Consider the following 16,335-nt stretch of genomic DNA (forward strand, 5'->3'; position numbering starts at 1 on the left):
CGCACTGCCTTCATATACCTGTGCACCGGCATTGTGCCGACCAACGGTCGGCACCCACCTTGAGAGGATCACCCGAGCCAGCCCTGAAGCGCCTTTGGTGGGTGCGGACCGTTGGTCCGCACTGCCTTCATATACCTGTGCACCGGCATTGTGCCGACCAACGGTCGGCACCCACCTTGAGAGGATCACCCGAGCCAGCCCTGAAGCGCCTTTGGTGGGTGCGGACCGTTGGTCCGCACTATCCCTCAGGCACCTGAGAACAGCCCCAGGTGAGGTCAGCTCAGCGCTTCTGCCGCTTCCAGGGTGTTCTGCATCAACGTGGCCACGGTCATCGGGCCCACGCCACCCGGCACCGGGGTGATCCAGCTGGCCCGCTGGGCAGCCGCCTCAAACCCGACGTCGCCCACCAGGCGGCCGTCGTCCAACCGGTTGATGCCGACGTCGATCACCACCGCGCCCGGCTTCACCCACTCGCCCGGCACGATGCCGGGGCGGCCCACCGCCACCACCAGGATGTCAGCGTTGCGCACGGCCTGTTCCAGTACGTCCTTGGGGGTGAACTTGTGGCAGCTGGTCACGGTGCAGCCGGCGATCAGCAGCTCCAGGCCCATCGGGCGGCCGACGTGGTTGCTCACGCCCACGATGGTGGCGTTGCGGCCACGCACCGGCTGGTCGGTGTGGCCCAGCAGCGTGGTGATGCCGCGCGGGGTGCACGGGCGCAGGCCGAACTCGCGCAGGGCCAGGTGGCCGACGTTTTCCGGGTGGAAACCGTCCACGTCCTTGCGCGGGTCGATGCGCTGGATCAGCCGGCGCGCGTCGGGGATGCCCGGCAGCGGCAGCTGGATCAGGATGCCGTTGATCTTCGGATCGGCGTTGAGCTGGTCGATCAGGTCGAGCAGCTCGGCTTCGGTGGTGCCGGCCGGCAGGTCGTAGTCATGCGCCTCGATGCCGACCTTCTCGGCGGCACGGCGCTTGTTGCGCACGTAAACGGTCGAAGCCGGGTCGCCACCGACCAGCACCACGGCCAGGCCCGGGCGGCTGCCGCCGGCGGCCACGCGGGCGTCGACGCGCACCTTCAGGCTGTCGAGCAGGTCCTCGGCGATACGGCGGCCATCAAGGATGCGGGCAGGATGCTGGGGGGCGGAATCGGTCATCGGAGGCAGGCGTGGGGCGGCGGGGACGCTATTGTCCCCGATTCAGGCCCCCTCGCCCACCGCCGGCTTGGGTAATCCCCACCCGGTTGTGCCGGCCGCTGGCCGGCAACCCCATGACGTCGGAACGTTTCCGTATCCGCCGGCCAGCGGCCGGCACTACCAACCACCGGCTTCGGCAATTCCCAACCCGGGTAGTGCCGGCCGCTGGCCGGCAACCTCATGACGTCGTAACGTTCGCGCATCTGCCGGCCAGCGGCCGGCATTACCGACCGCCGGCTTCGGCAATTCCCCACACGGTAGTGCCGGCCGCTGGCCGGCACCCTCATGTCGTCGGAACGTTTGCACATTTGCCGGCCAGCGGCCGGCACTACCGGGCTTTATTCTTCCTCCTCCGGCACGTCCTGCGGGTTCAACGTCTTGCTTGCCCGCTTCGGCGCGGTGAACGGCGTCGGCGTCGGCACGCCCTGGCCGGCGTTGCCGAACACCATCTTGGCGCCGGCATTCAGACCACCACCGGCAATCTCCAGCTCGAAGCGCTCGGCGTCGCGGCGACGGATCTGCTCGGCAATTTCGATCGCATCGTCCTCGTCCGCACCCAGTTCCACCAGCGCGGCCTGGCCGAACAGCACCGCCGACTCGAACGTCTCGCGGATCTGGAAATCAACACCAGCATGGATCAACCGCAGCGAATGCTCGCGGTCGAACGAGCGCACCATCAGCTTGGCCTGCGGGAACTCGTGCGACACCAGCTCAACAATGCGGTCAGCCGCCTCGGCCTTGTCCACGCACACCGCAATCGCACGTGCGGTGGCCGCGCCCGAAGCATGCAGCACGTCCAGTCGCGTACCGTCGCCGTAGTAGATCTTGAAACCGAAGCGCGCCGCGCTCTGGATCATCTCCACATCGTTGTCGATGATGGTCACGTCCACGTCGCGCGCCAGCAGCGACTGGCTGGCGACCTGGCCGAAGCGGCCGAAGCCGATCAGCAGCACACTGCCGGACAGGCCATCGGCCTCGTCCACGCCGTCCATGTTCACCGTCGGCTTCGGCGCGATGCGCTTGTAGAGCAGCACCACCAGCGGGGTCAGCGCCATCGACAGCACCACCACGGCGGTGAAGTTGGCATTGATCTCCAGGTTGATCACCCCGGCCGATGCGGCAGCGGAGAACAGCACGAAGGCGAACTCGCCGCCCTGCGCCATCAGCACGCCCCGGTCCAGCGCCTGCGCGTGGTCGCTGCCCATAATGCGCGCGACCACGTAGATGCACAGCGCCTTGGCCGCCATCAGCGCCAGCACCAGGCCGAGGATCAGCTGCCAGTTGCCGGCCACCACACCCAGGTCCAGCGCCATGCCGACGCTGAGGAAGAACAGGCCCAGCAGGATGCCGCGGAACGGCTCGATGTCCGCTTCGATCTGGTGACGGAACGTCGATTCGCTCAGCAGCACGCCGGCCAGGAACGCGCCCATCGCCATCGACAGGCCCGACAGCTGCATCAGCAGCGCCGCGCCCAGCACCACCAGCAGCGCGGCGGCGGTCATCACCTCGCGCGCCTTCGATTCGGCCAGCACGCGGAACAGCGGGTTGAGCAGGAAGCGGCCGACCAGCACCAGCCCGACGATGGCACCCACACCGATCGCCACCGACAGCCAGCGCGAGCCCTCGCCATCGGCACTGCCCGCGCCCGGCGCCATCCACGCCACCAGCGCCAGCAACGGCACGATCAGCAGGTCTTCGAACAGCAGGATGGAGACGATCTTCTGCCCCGACGGCAGCGCGATGTCACCGCGCTCGGCCAGCAGCTGCATCACCACCGCGGTGGAGGTGAGCACGAAGCCGGTGGCGCCGATGAAGGCCACTTGCCACGGCAGGCCGAACAGCTTGGCGATGCTGGTCAGCACCAGCGCACAGGTGACGATCTGCAGCGTGCCCAGCCCGAAGATCTCCTTGCGCAGGCTCCACAGGTGCGAGGGCCGCATTTCCAGGCCGATCACGAACAGGAACATCACCACGCCGAGTTCGGCGGTATGCAGGATCGCCTGCGGGTCGGAGAACCAGCCCAGCCCGAACGGTCCGATCGCCAGGCCAGCGGCGAAGTAGCCCAGCACCGAGCCCAGGCCGGCCCGGCGGAACAAAGGCACCATCACCACCGCCGCGCCCAACAGGGCCACGACCTTGACCAGCTCGCTGGTCGCTGCTTCTACCGCCATGCGGTCTGTTCCCCAAGATCCAGAATCGGGTTCAACAATAGAGCAATGCCGATGACGGCAATAGCACGCATGTTGCGCCGGATTGTCTTGGCGATGGAACGATGCAGGGAGTGACCCCCAACATCATCCCGAAACCATGCACGTGACTGTACAGCCGAGCACGGGCTCGGCTCTACAGTAGATCCACGCCATGCGTGGATGACGCTCCGATTCACCCACCCCGGCAGAACGCGGCGTAATCGATATATCCCGGGAACGGCACACCCGGCGCGCAGACCGGACACTGCGGGTCCGGCCGGATGCCGGTCTCGCGGAAGCGCATGCCCAGCGCATCGAAGCGCAGCAGCCGACCCACCAGCGGCTCGCCAATGCCCAGCAGCAGCTTCAGCACCTCGGTGGCCTGCAGCACGCCGGCCAGGCCAGGCAGCACGCCCAGTACACCAGCCTCGGAACAATTCGGCGCAAACTCTGGAGGCGGCGGCTCGGGGAACAGGCAGCGATAGCAAGGTGCCACGCCGCGCTGGCGGCCGGCGTCAAACACGCTTACCTGGCCGTCAAAGCGCTCGATGGCGGCATACACCAGCGGTTTGGCGTGCTTGATGCAGGCGTCGTTGAGCAGGTAGCGCAGCGGGAAGTTGTCCGAGCCATCCAGCACCACGTCCACGCCCTCGAGCAGCGCATCCACGTTCTCAGAGGTCACCCGCTCCGGCACCGCCTCGACCTCGATCGACGGATTCAACGCCAGCAGCCGCTCGCGCGCGGAATCGACCTTGAGCTGGCCGACGCTGGCTTCGGTATGCACGATCTGCCGATGCAAGTTGCTGCGCTCCACGCGGTCGTGGTCGGCGAAGCGCAGGTGCCCTACCCCAGCCGCTGCCAGGTAGAAACCAGCCGGTGCGCCCAGCCCGCCCGCGCCCAGTACCAGCACGCGCGCTTGCTGCAGCCGGCGCTGGCCGGCTTCGCCCACCTGCGGCAGCAGCAGGTGCCGCGAATAGCGATCAAAGAAGTCGCGGTCGGCGGCGCTGGCCAGCGGCTGCACCAAGGGCAGCGACTGCTCGCGCCAGGCCACGGTACCGCCCGTCACGGAAGCGACGTTTGTGTAGCCGGCCTCCAGCAGGAACTGCACGGCATCGGCCGAGCGCTTGCCGCTCTGGCAGATCAGCAGGATCTCCTGGTCGCGCCGCGGCAGATGCGCGGCCGGGTCGGCATGCAGCTCGCCCTTGGCCACGCCGCGCGCGCCCTCGGCCATCCCGCCGGCCCGTTCATGCGCCTCGCGCACATCGATCAGCACGGCGCCGTGGGCCAGGCGCTCGCACGCCTGCGCGGGGGAAAGCTCTTGGATGCTCATGGCCGCATTATCGCGCACGCGGCGGCAAGCCGCCTTGACCGATACCTGCAAACATGGGGTAGTGCCGGCCGCTGGCCGGCATGGCCATGAACGCACCGGACGACCCGAGGTTGCCGGCCAGCGGCCGGCACTACCGGTAGGGGCGCGAACAAAAAAGGCGGCCCTGCGGCCGCCTTTTTCGTGAATCACTTGCCCTTGACGTGCTTCATCAAGCGCCGCTTGGCCTTGACCTGCCGCTCGGTGAGGACGTTCTTCTTGCCCTCGTACGGGTTGGTACCCTCGCGGAAGATGAAGCTCACCGGCGTGCCGATCAGCTTGAAGCGCTTGCGGAAGAAGTTCTCCAGGTAGCGCTTGTACGACTCCTGCAGTTCCTTCAGGCGCGTACCGTGCACGATGAAGGTCGGCGGGTTGGAACCGGCCGGATGCACGTAACGCAGCTTGGAGACATGGCCGCGGATGGTCGGCGGCGGATTGGTCTCGTAAGCCACTTCCAGCGCCTTGTTCACTTCGCTGGTGGTGAAGGTCTTGTTCGCCGATTCGTGCGCACGATGCACCGCACGGAACAGCTCACGCAGGCCCGAGCCGTGCTTGGCCGAGATGCGCACCGATTCGGCCCACGGCACGAAGCCCAGCTTCAGCGACAGCATGGTTTCCGCCTGCTCGCGCTGGTACTCGGTCAGGCCATCCCACTTGTTGATGGCGATCACCAGCGCGCGGCCGGCATCGAGCACGGCACCGAGCACGGTGGCGTCCTGGTCGGTCACGCCTTCGGTGGCGTCGAGCATCAGCACGGCCACCTGGCACTGCTCGATCGACTGCATGGTCTTGACCACCGAGAACTTCTCGACAACCTCATCCACGCGCGAACGACGGCGCAGGCCGGCGGTGTCGATCAGGCGGTACTCACGGCCGTCGCGCTCCAGGTCCACCGCGATCGAGTCGCGGGTGGTACCCGGCACGTCGGAGGCGATCATGCGCTCCTCGCCCAGGATGCGATTGACCAGGGTCGACTTGCCCACGTTCGGGCGGCCGACGAAGGCGATGCGGATGCGGTTCGGGTCGTTGTCCAGCTCTTCGCCGCTGCCTTCTTCCGGCAGGCGCTGGATCACTTCGTCCAGCAGGTCGTCCAGGCCCTGGCGATGCGCGGCCGAGACGGTCAGCATCTCGCCGAAGCCATAACGGGCGAACTCGGAACGCACGCTGTCCTCGTCGGTGCCGTCGATCTTGTTGATCAGCAGCAGCGTCGGGCGCGACAGCTTGCGCAGCCAGGCCAGGATCTCGTCGTCCAGCGCCGAGGTGCCCTCGCGGGCATCGACGACGAACAGGATCAGGTCGGCTTCGGCTGCGGCCGCACGGGCCTGGCGCGTGGTGGCGCCGGCCAGGCCTTCGTCTTCCCCGGCGATACCACCGGTATCCACGACGAGGAAATGGTTGTCCTCGTCGAGGCGGCAGACACCGTAGTTGCGGTCGCGGGTGACGCCGGGCTGGTCATGGACCAGCGCGTCACGGGTGCGCGTAAGCGCATTGAAAATAGTCGACTTGCCGACATTCGGCCGTCCAACCAGGGCGACCAGAGGCAGCATCGCGATTACTCCAATTTTTTAGTTTGCCAACCGGAAGGCGGTCAGCTTGCCATCCACGTTCTGCACCAGCAGCACCCCGTCGACGACGACCGGCTGGGCCAGCAGGGCGTCACCGCCACTCTTTGCCCGTGCCGCCATCGCACCATCGGAGGCCTGCAACCAGTGCACATATCCCTTGTAGTCACCGACCACCACGTAGTCGCCGTGCAGTGCCGGGCCGGTCAGGGAGCGACGGGCCAGTGCCGTCTGCGACCACATGGCTGCGCCGCTGGCCTTGTCCAGGCCGAACACGCCGCCCTTGTTGTCGGTCACGAACACATTGCCCGACGATACCGCCACCCCACCGGCGCCGCCATGGTCGCGCGCCCACAGCGGGCGACCGGTCGGGCCTTCGATGGCCATGGTCTGGTTCTTGAAGCTGCTCACGTACAGGGTGTTGCCGTCGAGCACCGGTGCGCCGTCGACGTCCGCCATGCGCTCCAGCTCGGTGCGGCCTTCGCCGTTGCCGAGGTTCTGTTCCCACAGCGTGCGGCCATCCTGCTGGGCCAGGGCCGCAACCGCGCCCTCGTCCTTGCCGATGAACAGCACACCCGGGCCGGTCACCACCGGCGCGTTGCCGCGCACGGTCAGCGCCGGCAGCTCGCTCGGGTTGAACCACTTCTGGGTGCCGTTGCCGACATCGAAGGCGGTCACACGACCGTCGTTGCTGCGCACGTAGACCATGCCCTGGGCAACGGCCGGCGCGGCGATCACTTCACCCGGAACACGGGCGCGCCACTTCTCGCTGCCGTCGTTGATGTCCAGCGCGATGACCTGACCGTCCAGCGTGCCGATCACGACCAGGTTCTCACCGACACCCGGGCCGCCGGACAAGCGCAGCTTGGCCTTCTTCTTTTCCTTCTTCGGCTCCCAGGTCCAGACCTTCTTGCCGGTCTGCAGGTCGATGGCGTGCACGCCACCGGTGATCGCCGCAGCGAACACGTGGCCGTTGGCCACCGCCGGGCCCTGGCGCACACCGATGCGACGCTCGCCCTTGCCGAGGTTGACCGACCAGATCTTGCTGACCTTCACGGTCGGCTCGAACTTGACCAGCTCAGCCGGTTCCTGTGCCTTCTTCGCCGCCGCGTCCTTGCCAGCGAACCAGCCCTTCATGGTGCCGCAGCCGGTCAGGGCCATGCCCATCAGGAGCACGGTGGCGACGCGGGTGATCATGACCTTCTGACTCATCAAACCGACTCCGCAGGGGCGGCAACGGTGCCGCCGGCGTCCATAACCTTGGTTTCCAGCAGGCGCCGCTGCGGCGCTGCCACGTCCAGCGTCTTCAGCGCCTTCTCGTACTGTGCACGGGCCTCATCGCGCTTGCCCTGCGCCATCAGCGCATCGCCATGGATTTCCAGGCTGCTGCTGTCGGTGGCGCTGCCCAGCAGCTTGATGGCCTCGTCGCTCTTGCCGGTGGCCACCAGCAGGCGGGCCACACGCTGGTCGACCACGCGCTGCAGGTCGCCTTCGACCTTCACGTTGCGCAGGGTGGCCAGTGCCTCTTCGTTCTTGCCGGCGTCGACCTGGGCCTTGGCCAGCTGCAGCGCCGCGAGGTCGCCGTAGATGCTGGACGGGCCGGCTTCGAGCGCCTTGACCGCCTTGGCGGCGTCGTCAAGCTTGTTCTGCTGCAGGCCCTGCAGGGCCTTCTGGTACTCGACATTGGCCGAGGCCAGCTTGCTGCCCTGCTCCTTCTGGTACCACTGCCAGCCGGCAATGGCACCGATGGCGATGACTACGCCACCGAGGATGCTGGCGCCATTCTTCCGCAGCCAGCTGCGGACGCGTTCACTTTGTTCGTGCTCGTCGAGCAGATCGTCGATCGCCATGCGTACTCTCGCCCCGCCCGTCGGGAGGGACCATTGGGTTTAATCGAAGGTGGTGAAACCGCGCCTCAGTGCGAAACCGGGACTACGGAGCCTTCAGAGGATACCTGAAAGCGTGCCACGTTGGCTCGCTGGTAGGGGGTCAGATCGACGATAGCGCCGTTCTGCTGAACCTGGACCGCCGAGGCGTTGCCCAGGGTCACCCGGGTCACCTGGCCCGGCGTGAAGCTGCGGGTCTCGCCGGACTTGATCAGTGCCTTCTCGACGGTGCTGCCGTCCGGGCCGCCGATGTCGACCCAGCTGTCGCCGCTGAACTGCATTTCCAGCGCATTGCCGGCAGCCGGGGCCGGCGCCGGGCGCGGCACCGGGGCCAGCGAGGCGACGTAAGGGGTGGCCGCCGGCTTGCTGGCCGGGGCCGTGGTCGCTTCGGCCGGGGCGGCCATCTCGCTACCGGCTGCGGACGGCGTGACCGGCACGGCGGCCGGGATCACGTCCAGCGAGGCGGTGCTCGGCGACGGGGTCGCGCTGCCGTCGAAGTGGCCACGGGTGGCGAACCACACCGGCACCGCCAGCACGGCGGTGATGCCGACATACAGCACGCGCCGACCGAGATTCTCGGCAATGCGGCGCGCACGGGGGGTATGGGTATGGCTGACCAAGGTGGGCGGAACCACCGGGCCGACCTGGGCCTGTTCCAGCAGCTCGCCCACGTCCACGTCGAGCAGGCGTGCATAGCTGCGCAGCTGGCCGCGCACGAACACCGGCGCCCCCAGCTTCTGCCATTGTTCCTCTTCCAGCGACTTGACCACCTGGACCGGCATGCGCAGGCGCGAGCCGACATCTTCGAGGGTCAGTCCGGCCGCTTCACGGGCCTGGCGCAGGCGGGTGCCGCAGCCGGCCGCAGTCTCGAGAGCGCTCACAGTCTGGTCATCAATCACAATGCATCAACCCTGGAGTTAGGAGCCCGCTTCCTGCGGAAATTCCTGTCGAATCCGCTGCAGATAACGATCAGATGCCGCCCGATCGCCCAGCTTCACTTCGATTTGAGACGCAAGTTGTAACACGGAACGCGTTGCGGGTGCAGCCGCAATCCTACGTTCGGCGAACGCCCGGGCCTCCATGTAGCGGCCCTGGCGGAAGCTCAGCTGGGCCATCGACTCCAGCGCAACCGGGTTGGCCGGCGCCGCGACGAGTGCCGCGCGCAGGTCGCGCTCGGCACGTTCGAGCTGCCCAGCGTCCAGTGCGCAGCTGCCGGCATTGGCCTGCGCTTCGCCCGGGGTGGCATAGCCCGGCGCCTGCAGCGCCCGGTCGAACCAGACCAGCGATTCGGCCGGCTGGCCCTGCTGGCACAACCAGGCACCGTAGTTGTTGAGCACGTCCCCGCGCTGCGGCGCCAGCTCGGCGGCCTTGCGGAAATTCTCGCCCGCCTGGCGGGTGCGGCCACGACGGTCATCGATGCCAGCCTGCAGCACCAGCGCATCGGGCGCCTCGGGCGCCAGCTTCAGCGCTTCGCGCACCTTGCGCTCGGCGGCGTCGAGATTGCCGACCTGCAGGTCACGGGTCGCCAGGGTCAACAGGTCGCGCCAGCGCACTTCGCGCCGCACGCTTTCCGGGTCAGCCACCGAATAGACCGGCGCCTGGCTCGGCCCGAGCTTGGCCTTGGGATGGGATTTGCAGCCGCCGACCGCAACGGCCAGCATGCCTGCGAACAGAACCAGCCAGAGGCGGTCAGGCCGCGGCATCGCTCCCCTTCCCCGCCTGCAGCGTCTTGTTGAACTCCGCCTGGCGGCGGGTGCGGTCCATCACCTGGCCCTTGAGCTGGCCACAGGCGGCGTCGATGTCGTCGCCACGGGTGCGGCGGACCATGGTCAGCACGTTGCTGTCGAGCAGGATCTTCTGGAAGGCACGGATGTGCGCTTCTTCCGAACGCTCGTAGCGGGTGCCCGGGAACGGGTTGAACGGGATCAGGTTGACCTTGCCCGAATCCTTGGCCTGCACCGCGTTGTCGAACTGGCGCATCAGGCGGGCCAGCTCGCGGGCATGCTCGGGCTTGTCGTTGATGCCCTTCATCAGGGTGTATTCAAAGGTGACCGACTCGCGGCGCTTGTTGGCGCGCAGGTAGCGTGCGCACGAGGCCATCAGCTCGGCGATCGGGTACTTCTTGTTGAGCGGCACCAGCGTCTCGCGCAGCGCGTCGTTCGGCGCATGCAGCGACACCGCCAGCGACACGTCGCTTTCGGCAGACAGGCGGTCGATCTGCGGCACCAGGCCAGAGGTCGACAGGGTCACGCGCTTGTTGGCCAGGCCGTAGCCCAGGTCGTCGCGCATCACGCTCATGGCGCGCACGACGTTGTCGAAATTCATCAGCGGCTCGCCCATGCCCATCATCACCACGTTGGTGAGGCGGCGCATCTGGTGCGGCACGTTGCCCAGGTGGCGTGCGGCAACCCACACCTGGCCGATGATCTCGGCGGTGGTCAGGTTGCGGTTGAAGCCCTGGGTGGCGGTGGAGCAGAACGTGCAGTTCAGGCCGCAACCGACCTGCGAGGACACGCACAGCGTGCCGCGGGTCTTGTCCGGGATGTACACGGTCTCGATGGCGTTCTTGCCATCCACGCCCATCGCCAGCAGCCACTTGTGGGTACCGTCGGCGGAGGGCTTGTCGAACACGATGTTGGGAACCAGCACCTCGGCATGGGCCTGCAGCTTGGCGCGCAGGACCTTGCCGAGGTCGGTCATTTCATCGAAATCGGTGACGTAGCGATGGTGGATCCACTTCATCACCTGATGGGCACGGAACTTCTTCTCGCCGAGAACCTCGACGAAAAACTTCTCCAGGCCCGCGCGATCAAGGTCGAGCAGGTTCTGCTTGCCAGCCGTGGGTGCCGACTTCGGCAGCGGCTGGATGGCGGGGGACTGTACGACCTCGTTCACGGCATTACTCTCAGCGCGAGACGACTTCGGTGGCGGCGAAGAAGTAGGCGATCTCAATCGCGGCATTCTCGACCGAGTCCGAGCCGTGGGCGGCGTTGGCATCGATGGATTCGGCGAAGTCGGCGCGGATGGTGCCCGGCGCGGCTTCCTTCGGGTTGGTGGCGCCCAGCAGGTCGCGGTGGGCCAGGACGGCGTTCTCGCCTTCCAGGGCCTGGATCATCACCGGGCCGGAGATCATGAACTCGACCAGCGCGTTGAAGAACGGACGCTCGCGGTGCACGGCGTAGAAGCCTTCGGCTTCACGACGGGACAGCTGCTTGTACTTGGCGGCCACGACCTTCAGGCCGGCCTTCTCGAAGCGGGCGTAGATTTCGCCGATGACGTTCTTGGCAACGGCGTCCGGCTTGATGATCGAAAGGGTGCGCTCCAGCGCCATGGGATGTCTCCAATGGAATCGGGCCGCTGATGGCCCGAAGGGTAACATGAAAAAAACCCGCGTCGGGACGCGGGCTTAGCCTGATAAACGTAGGCGAATTGTAAAAGATAAAGCCGCGGCATGGTAGTGCCGACCGCTGGCCGGCAAACCCTCACGGCAGGGGTCAGATCCCCGCAGGGGCTCTGACCCCATTCCGGGCCCAGCGTCGGGGTCGGAGCCCCTGCGGGGATCCGACCCCTACCCCATTCACCCAGCTGAGCGGATTCTGACCGTCCGAGTCATTTTTGCTGCACTGCAAAATGCCATACGCTACCGTCTGGTCCTAGTATCAAACAATCGTTTGATTAAGGTCCGCCCGCCGATGGCCAAACCCGCCCACTTCTCGACCAAGGACCGGATCCTCGGCGCGGCCGAGGAGCTGTTCGCCCAGCACGGCTTCGCCGGCACCTCGCTGCGCCAGGTGACCAGCCAGGCCGATGTCAACATCGCTGCGGTCAACTACCACTTCGGCTCCAAGGAAAACCTGGTCAACGAGGTGTTCCGCCGCCGCATGGACGAGATGACCGGCGCCCGCCTGTCACAGCTAGAACGTGCCCGCGCCGAGCACCCGGGCGAACTGCGCCCGGTGCTGGCCGCCTTCGTCGAGCCGGCGCTGGCGCTGGCCCAGGACCGCCAGAACGGCGGCGCCTTCGTGCGCGTGATCGCCCGCGCCTACGCCGAGAAGAACGACAACCTGCGCAAGTTCCTGTCCGACCACTACGGCCACGTGCTGCGTGCGTTCGGCAAGGCCATCGGCGAGTGCGTGCCGGACCTGAGCAAGGAAGAGCTGTACTGGCGCCTGGACTTCCTTGCCGGCTCGCTCACCTATGCCATGGCCGATTTCGGGCTGATCAAGCGTCCCGCCGGTGTCACCGAAGCGGCGCATCGTGCCCATGCCGCCCACGAACTGATCCATTTCGCCGAAGCCGGGTTCCGCGCCGCCGCACGCGCCAGCGCCCTGCCCGCTTCCGTTTGATTCCACCCAGTAACTGCTGACCAACAAAGGCCCTACACCATGTCCAATTCCCTGCTAGTCCGCCGCGCCGCCGTGCTGGGTGCCGGCGTCATGGGTGCCCAGATCGCCGCCCACCTCACCAACGCCGGCGTCGACACCGTGCTGTTCGACCTGCCCGCCAAGGAAGGTCCGGCCGACGGCATCGTGCTGAAGGCGATCGCCAACCTGGGCAAGCTGAGCCCGGCGCCGCTGGCCAGCAAGTCGCTGGCCGAAGCCATCACCCCGGCCAACTACGACTCCGGCCTGGAGCAGCTGAAGGACTGCGACCTGATCATCGAGGCCATCGCCGAGCGCATGGACTGGAAGCAGGACCTGTACAAGAAGATCGCCCCGTTCGTGGCCGACCACGCGGTGCTGGCCTCCAACACCTCCGGCCTGGGCATCAACAAGCTGGCCGACGTGCTGCCCGAGCAGCTGCGTCACCGCTTCTGCGGCGTGCACTTCTTCAACCCGCCGCGCTACATGCACCTGGCCGAACTGATCCCGGCCACCACCACCGACGCCGCCGTGCTGGAAGGCCTGGAAGCATTCCTGGTCACCACCCTGGGCAAGGGCGTGGTGTACGCCAAGGACACCCCGAACTTCATCGGCAACCGCATCGGCGTGTTCTCGATCCTGTCGACCATCCACCACACCCAGCAGTTCGGCCTGGGCTTCGATGAAGTGGACGGCCTGACCGGCCCGCTGGTCGGCCGCCCGAAGTCGGCCACCTACCGCACCTCCGACGTGGTCGGCCTGGACACCATGGCGCACGTCATCAAGACGATGGGCGACACCCTGCCGAATGATCCGTGGCATGAGTTCTTCAAGTCGCCGAAGTGGCTGGATGCGCTGATTTCCAAGGGCGCGCTGGGCCAGAAGACCGGCGCCGGCATCTTCCGCAAGGTCGGCAAGGACATCGTCGTACTGGACCTGGAGAAGCAGGACTACCGCCCGGCTGATCGCGCTGCCGCGCCGGAAGTGGTCGAGATCCTGAAGATCAAAAATCCGGCCGAGAAGTTCGCCAAGCTGCGCGAGAGCCAGCACCCGCAGGCGCAGTTCCTGTGGGCGACCTTCCGCGATCTGTTCCACTACAGCGCCTACCACCTGGCCGACATCGCCGAGACCGCGCGCGACGTCGACCTGGCCATCCGCTGGGGCTACGGCTGGTCGCTGGGCCCGTTCGAGACCTGGCAGGCCGCCGGCTGGAAGCAGGTCGCGCAGTGGATCGCCGATGACATCGTGGCCGGCAAGAGCATGAGCAACGCACCGCTGCCGGACTGGGTGTTCGATGGCCGCGATGGCGTGCACGCCGCAGAGGGCAGCTACAGCCCGTCGCGCAACGCCAAGCTGCCGCGTTCGTCGCTGCCGGTGTACCAGCGCCAGCGCTTCCCGGATCCGCTGTTGGGCGAGAAGTTCGCGCCGGGCGAGACCGTGTTCGAGAACGACGGCCTGCGCATGTGGCACGACGGTGATGGCATTGCCGTGGTCAGCTTCAAGACCAAGATGAACACCGTGTCCGACCAGGTGCTGGACGGCCTGCAGGAATGCGTCAGCCGCGCCGAGAAGGACTTCCAGGGCCTGGTGATCTGGCAGCAGAAGGAGCCCTTCTCTGCCGGTGCCGATCTGGCCGGTGCACTGGGCCTGCTGCAGGCCGGCAAGGTCGAACAGTTCGAAGAAATGGTTGCCAACTTCCAGCGCACCAGCCAGCGCATCAAGTACTCGCTGGTGCCGGTGGTTGCCGCCGTGCGTGGCCTGGCGCTGGGTGGTGGCTGCGAGTTCCAGATGCACAGCGCCAAGACCGTGGCCTTCCTGGAAAGCTACATCGGCCTGGTCGAGGCCGGTGTCGGCCTGCTGCCGGCCGGTGGCGGCCTGAAGGAACTGGCGGTGCGCGCCTCGCAGGCTGCGGGCCCGGGTGGCGACGTGTTCGCCGAACTGAAGAAGACCTTCGAGACCGTGGCGATGGCCAAGGTCTCCAACTCGGCGGTCAACGCCAAGGAACTGGGCCTGCTGCGCAGCACCGACAAGGTGGTGTTCAACAGCTACGAGGCCCTGCACATCGCCAAGGCCGAAGCACGCGCCCTGGCCGAAGCGGGCTACCGTCCGCCGCTGCCGGCACGCCGCATCCAGGTCGCCGGTGACGTGGGCATCGCCACCTTCAAGATGATGCTGGTCAACATGCTGGAAGGCCGCTTCATCAGCCCGTACGACTACGAGATTGCTGAGCGCATCGCCACCGTGCTGTGCGGCGGCAAGGTCGATCGCGGCACCCTGGTGGACGAAGAGTGGCTGCTGACCCTGGAGCGCAAGCACTTCGTCGAACTGGCCCAGCAGGAGAAGACCCAGGCCCGCATCGCGCACATGCTGAAGACCGGCAAGCCGCTGCGGAACTGACGGAAGGCATCGGTAGTGCCGGCCGCTGGCCGGCAACCTCTTCCAACCCCTATTCAAGAGATCATTGCAATGACCAAGCAAATCCAGGACGCCTACATCGTCGCCGCCACCCGTACCCCGGTTGGCAAGGCGCCCAAGGGCATGTTCCGCAACACCCGCCCCGACGACATGCTTGCGCACGTGCTGCGCAGCGTCGTCGCCCAGGCCCCGGGCGTGGACGTCAACCGCATCGATGACGCCATCATCGGCTGCGCCATGCCGGAAGCCGAGCAGGGCATGAACGTGGCGCGCATCGGCGTGCTGCTGGCCGGCCTGCCGAACACCATCGCCGCGCAGACCGTGAACCGCTTCTGCTCCTCCGGCCTGCAGGCCGTGGCGCAGGCCGCCGATGCGATCCGCCTGGGCAACGCCGACCTGATGCTGGCCGGCGGTACCGAGTCGATGTCGATGGTGCCGATGATGGGCAACAAGATCGCCATGGCACCGAGCGTGTTCGACAACGACCACGTCGCCATCGCCTACGGCATGGGCATCACCGCCGAGAAGGTGGCCGAAGAGTGGAAGGTCTCGCGCGAAGACCAGGACGCGTTCGCCCTGGCCTCGCACCAGAAGGCCATGGCCGCGATCCAGAACGGCGAGTTCAAGGACGAAATCAGCCCGTACGAGATCGTCTCGCACCTGCCGGACCTGGCCGACGGCCAGCGCATCATCACCCGCAACAAGGTGGCCGACACCGACGAAGGCCCGCGCCCGGACTCCTCCGCTGAAGGCCTGGCCAAGCTGCGCCCGGTATTCCGCAACGGCCAGTTCGGCGGCACCGTCACCGCCGGCAACTCGTCGCAGATGAGCGATGGCGCCGGTGCCGTGCTGCTGGCCTCGGAGCAGGCGATCAAGGATTACGGCCTGACCCCGCTGGCGCGTTTCGTCAGCTTCTCGGTGGCCGGCGTGCGCCCGGAAGTGATGGGCATCGGCCCGATCGCCGCGATCCCGAAGGCCCTGAAGCAGGCCGGCCTGACCCAGGACCAGCTGGACTGGATTGAACTGAACGAAGCCTTCGCCGCGCAGTCGCTGGCAGTGATCCGCGATTGCGGCCTGGACCCGAGCAAGGTCAACCCGCTGGGCGGCGCGATCGCCCTGGGCCATCCGCTGGGCGCGACCGGCGCGATCCGTACCGCCACCCTGCTGCACGGCCTGCGTCGTCGCCAGCAGAAGTACGGCATGGTGACGATGTGCATCGGCACCGGCATGGGCGCGGCGGGTATTTTCGAGGCGCTGTAAGGTTCAAGGCGTTGCCTCGATGGGCTTCATGGCGTGGGTCGGGTTGGCAGGGCTGCCCGGGACACGCCGTGAACCCTTCCATGGGGGCTCGATGGCGCCATCC

Annotated in this window: 13 protein-coding genes; 3 read left to right on the forward strand and 10 right to left on the reverse strand. The window is 67.0% G+C overall.

What is annotated here, in order from left to right:
* Positions 1–275: 275 nt before the first annotated feature.
* The 10 genes from folD to ndk all read right to left on the reverse strand — a co-directional run bounded on the left by folD (position 276) and on the right by ndk (position 11,527).
* Positions 276–1,154: a bifunctional methylenetetrahydrofolate dehydrogenase/methenyltetrahydrofolate cyclohydrolase FolD gene (gene folD, locus AC5P7S_RS03975; RefSeq protein ID WP_049402332.1), complete on the reverse strand. Its 879-nt coding sequence runs from the start codon at positions 1,152–1,154 to the stop codon at positions 276–278.
* Between the two features lie 377 nt (positions 1,155–1,531).
* Positions 1,532–3,364 (reverse strand): monovalent cation:proton antiporter-2 (CPA2) family protein, encoded by a 1,833-nt coding sequence (locus AC5P7S_RS03980; protein WP_095377727.1) that lies wholly within the window; start codon positions 3,362–3,364, stop codon positions 1,532–1,534.
* 211 nt (positions 3,365–3,575) lie between these two features.
* The gene (gene moeB, locus AC5P7S_RS03985; RefSeq protein WP_095377728.1) at positions 3,576–4,712 is read right to left on the reverse strand and encodes a molybdopterin-synthase adenylyltransferase MoeB; all 1,137 of its coding nucleotides are present in this window, start codon (positions 4,710–4,712) and stop codon (positions 3,576–3,578) included.
* A gap of 185 nt (positions 4,713–4,897) precedes the next feature.
* Complete coding sequence (der, locus tag AC5P7S_RS03990; RefSeq protein ID WP_005413118.1) at positions 4,898–6,295, reverse strand: ribosome biogenesis GTPase Der; 1,398 nt, start codon at positions 6,293–6,295, stop codon at positions 4,898–4,900.
* Positions 6,296–6,313: 18 nt separating this feature from the next.
* Positions 6,314–7,522, reverse strand: coding sequence for an outer membrane protein assembly factor BamB (gene bamB / locus AC5P7S_RS03995; protein ID WP_005416243.1), 1,209 nt, complete (start codon positions 7,520–7,522; stop codon positions 6,314–6,316).
* Entirely contained in the window at positions 7,522–8,160 is a 639-nt protein-coding gene (locus AC5P7S_RS04000; RefSeq protein ID WP_005416242.1) for a YfgM family protein, read from the reverse strand. Before AC5P7S_RS04000 ends, bamB begins: the two co-directional genes overlap by 1 nt.
* 65 nt (positions 8,161–8,225) lie before the next feature.
* On the reverse strand, positions 8,226–9,095 hold the full coding sequence (locus AC5P7S_RS04005) for a RodZ domain-containing protein (RefSeq protein ID WP_069139967.1): 870 nt from the start codon (positions 9,093–9,095) through the stop codon (positions 8,226–8,228).
* A gap of 18 nt (positions 9,096–9,113) precedes the next feature.
* Complete coding sequence (gene pilW, locus AC5P7S_RS04010; RefSeq protein WP_005416239.1) at positions 9,114–9,899, reverse strand: type IV pilus biogenesis/stability protein PilW; 786 nt, start codon at positions 9,897–9,899, stop codon at positions 9,114–9,116.
* Positions 9,886–11,091 carry a dual-specificity RNA methyltransferase RlmN gene (gene rlmN / locus AC5P7S_RS04015; protein WP_005409296.1) on the reverse strand — a complete coding sequence of 402 codons (1,206 nt, stop codon included), beginning with the start codon at positions 11,089–11,091 and terminating at the stop codon, positions 9,886–9,888. The genes pilW and rlmN overlap by 14 nt, the downstream gene beginning before the upstream one ends.
* Before the next feature lie 10 nt (positions 11,092–11,101).
* The gene (ndk, locus tag AC5P7S_RS04020) at positions 11,102–11,527 is read right to left on the reverse strand and encodes a nucleoside-diphosphate kinase (protein ID WP_005409295.1); all 426 of its coding nucleotides are present in this window, start codon (positions 11,525–11,527) and stop codon (positions 11,102–11,104) included.
* Positions 11,528–11,888: 361 nt separating this feature from the next.
* On the opposite strand from ndk, the gene AC5P7S_RS04025 reads away from it, so the two are divergent.
* From AC5P7S_RS04025 to AC5P7S_RS04035, 3 genes are all read left to right on the forward strand, one after another.
* Positions 11,889–12,542 (forward strand): TetR/AcrR family transcriptional regulator, encoded by a 654-nt coding sequence (locus AC5P7S_RS04025; protein WP_005416238.1) that lies wholly within the window; start codon positions 11,889–11,891, stop codon positions 12,540–12,542.
* A gap of 39 nt (positions 12,543–12,581) precedes the next feature.
* Positions 12,582–14,954 carry a 3-hydroxyacyl-CoA dehydrogenase/enoyl-CoA hydratase family protein gene (locus AC5P7S_RS04030; RefSeq protein ID WP_095377729.1) on the forward strand — a complete coding sequence of 791 codons (2,373 nt, stop codon included), beginning with the start codon at positions 12,582–12,584 and terminating at the stop codon, positions 14,952–14,954.
* Between the two features lie 69 nt (positions 14,955–15,023).
* A complete protein-coding gene (locus tag AC5P7S_RS04035; RefSeq protein ID WP_005416236.1) occupies positions 15,024–16,232 on the forward strand; it encodes an acetyl-CoA C-acyltransferase in 1,209 nt (402 codons plus the stop codon).
* Positions 16,233–16,335: the final 103 nt, after the last annotated feature.

The organism is Stenotrophomonas sp. YJH_SMC_32 (assembly GCF_059369975.1).

Excerpts from the sequence above, each read along its gene's own strand:
- folD (WP_049402332.1), bottom strand. The coding sequence starts at position 1,154 with ATGACCGATTCCGCCCCCCAGCATCCTGCCCGCATCCTTGATGGCCGC.
- AC5P7S_RS03980 (WP_095377727.1), bottom strand. The coding sequence starts at position 3,364 with ATGGCGGTAGAAGCAGCGACCAGCGAGCTGGTCAAGGTCGTGGCCCTG.
- moeB (WP_095377728.1), bottom strand. The coding sequence starts at position 4,712 with ATGAGCATCCAAGAGCTTTCCCCCGCGCAGGCGTGCGAGCGCCTGGCC.
- der (WP_005413118.1), bottom strand. The coding sequence starts at position 6,295 with ATGCTGCCTCTGGTCGCCCTGGTTGGACGGCCGAATGTCGGCAAGTCG.
- bamB (WP_005416243.1), bottom strand. The coding sequence starts at position 7,522 with ATGAGTCAGAAGGTCATGATCACCCGCGTCGCCACCGTGCTCCTGATG.
- AC5P7S_RS04000 (WP_005416242.1), bottom strand. The coding sequence starts at position 8,160 with ATGGCGATCGACGATCTGCTCGACGAGCACGAACAAAGTGAACGCGTC.
- pilW (WP_005416239.1), bottom strand. The coding sequence starts at position 9,899 with ATGCCGCGGCCTGACCGCCTCTGGCTGGTTCTGTTCGCAGGCATGCTG.
- ndk (WP_005409295.1), bottom strand. The coding sequence starts at position 11,527 with ATGGCGCTGGAGCGCACCCTTTCGATCATCAAGCCGGACGCCGTTGCC.
- AC5P7S_RS04025 (WP_005416238.1), top strand. The coding sequence starts at position 11,889 with ATGGCCAAACCCGCCCACTTCTCGACCAAGGACCGGATCCTCGGCGCG.
- AC5P7S_RS04030 (WP_095377729.1), top strand. The coding sequence starts at position 12,582 with ATGTCCAATTCCCTGCTAGTCCGCCGCGCCGCCGTGCTGGGTGCCGGC.
- AC5P7S_RS04035 (WP_005416236.1), top strand. The coding sequence starts at position 15,024 with ATGACCAAGCAAATCCAGGACGCCTACATCGTCGCCGCCACCCGTACC.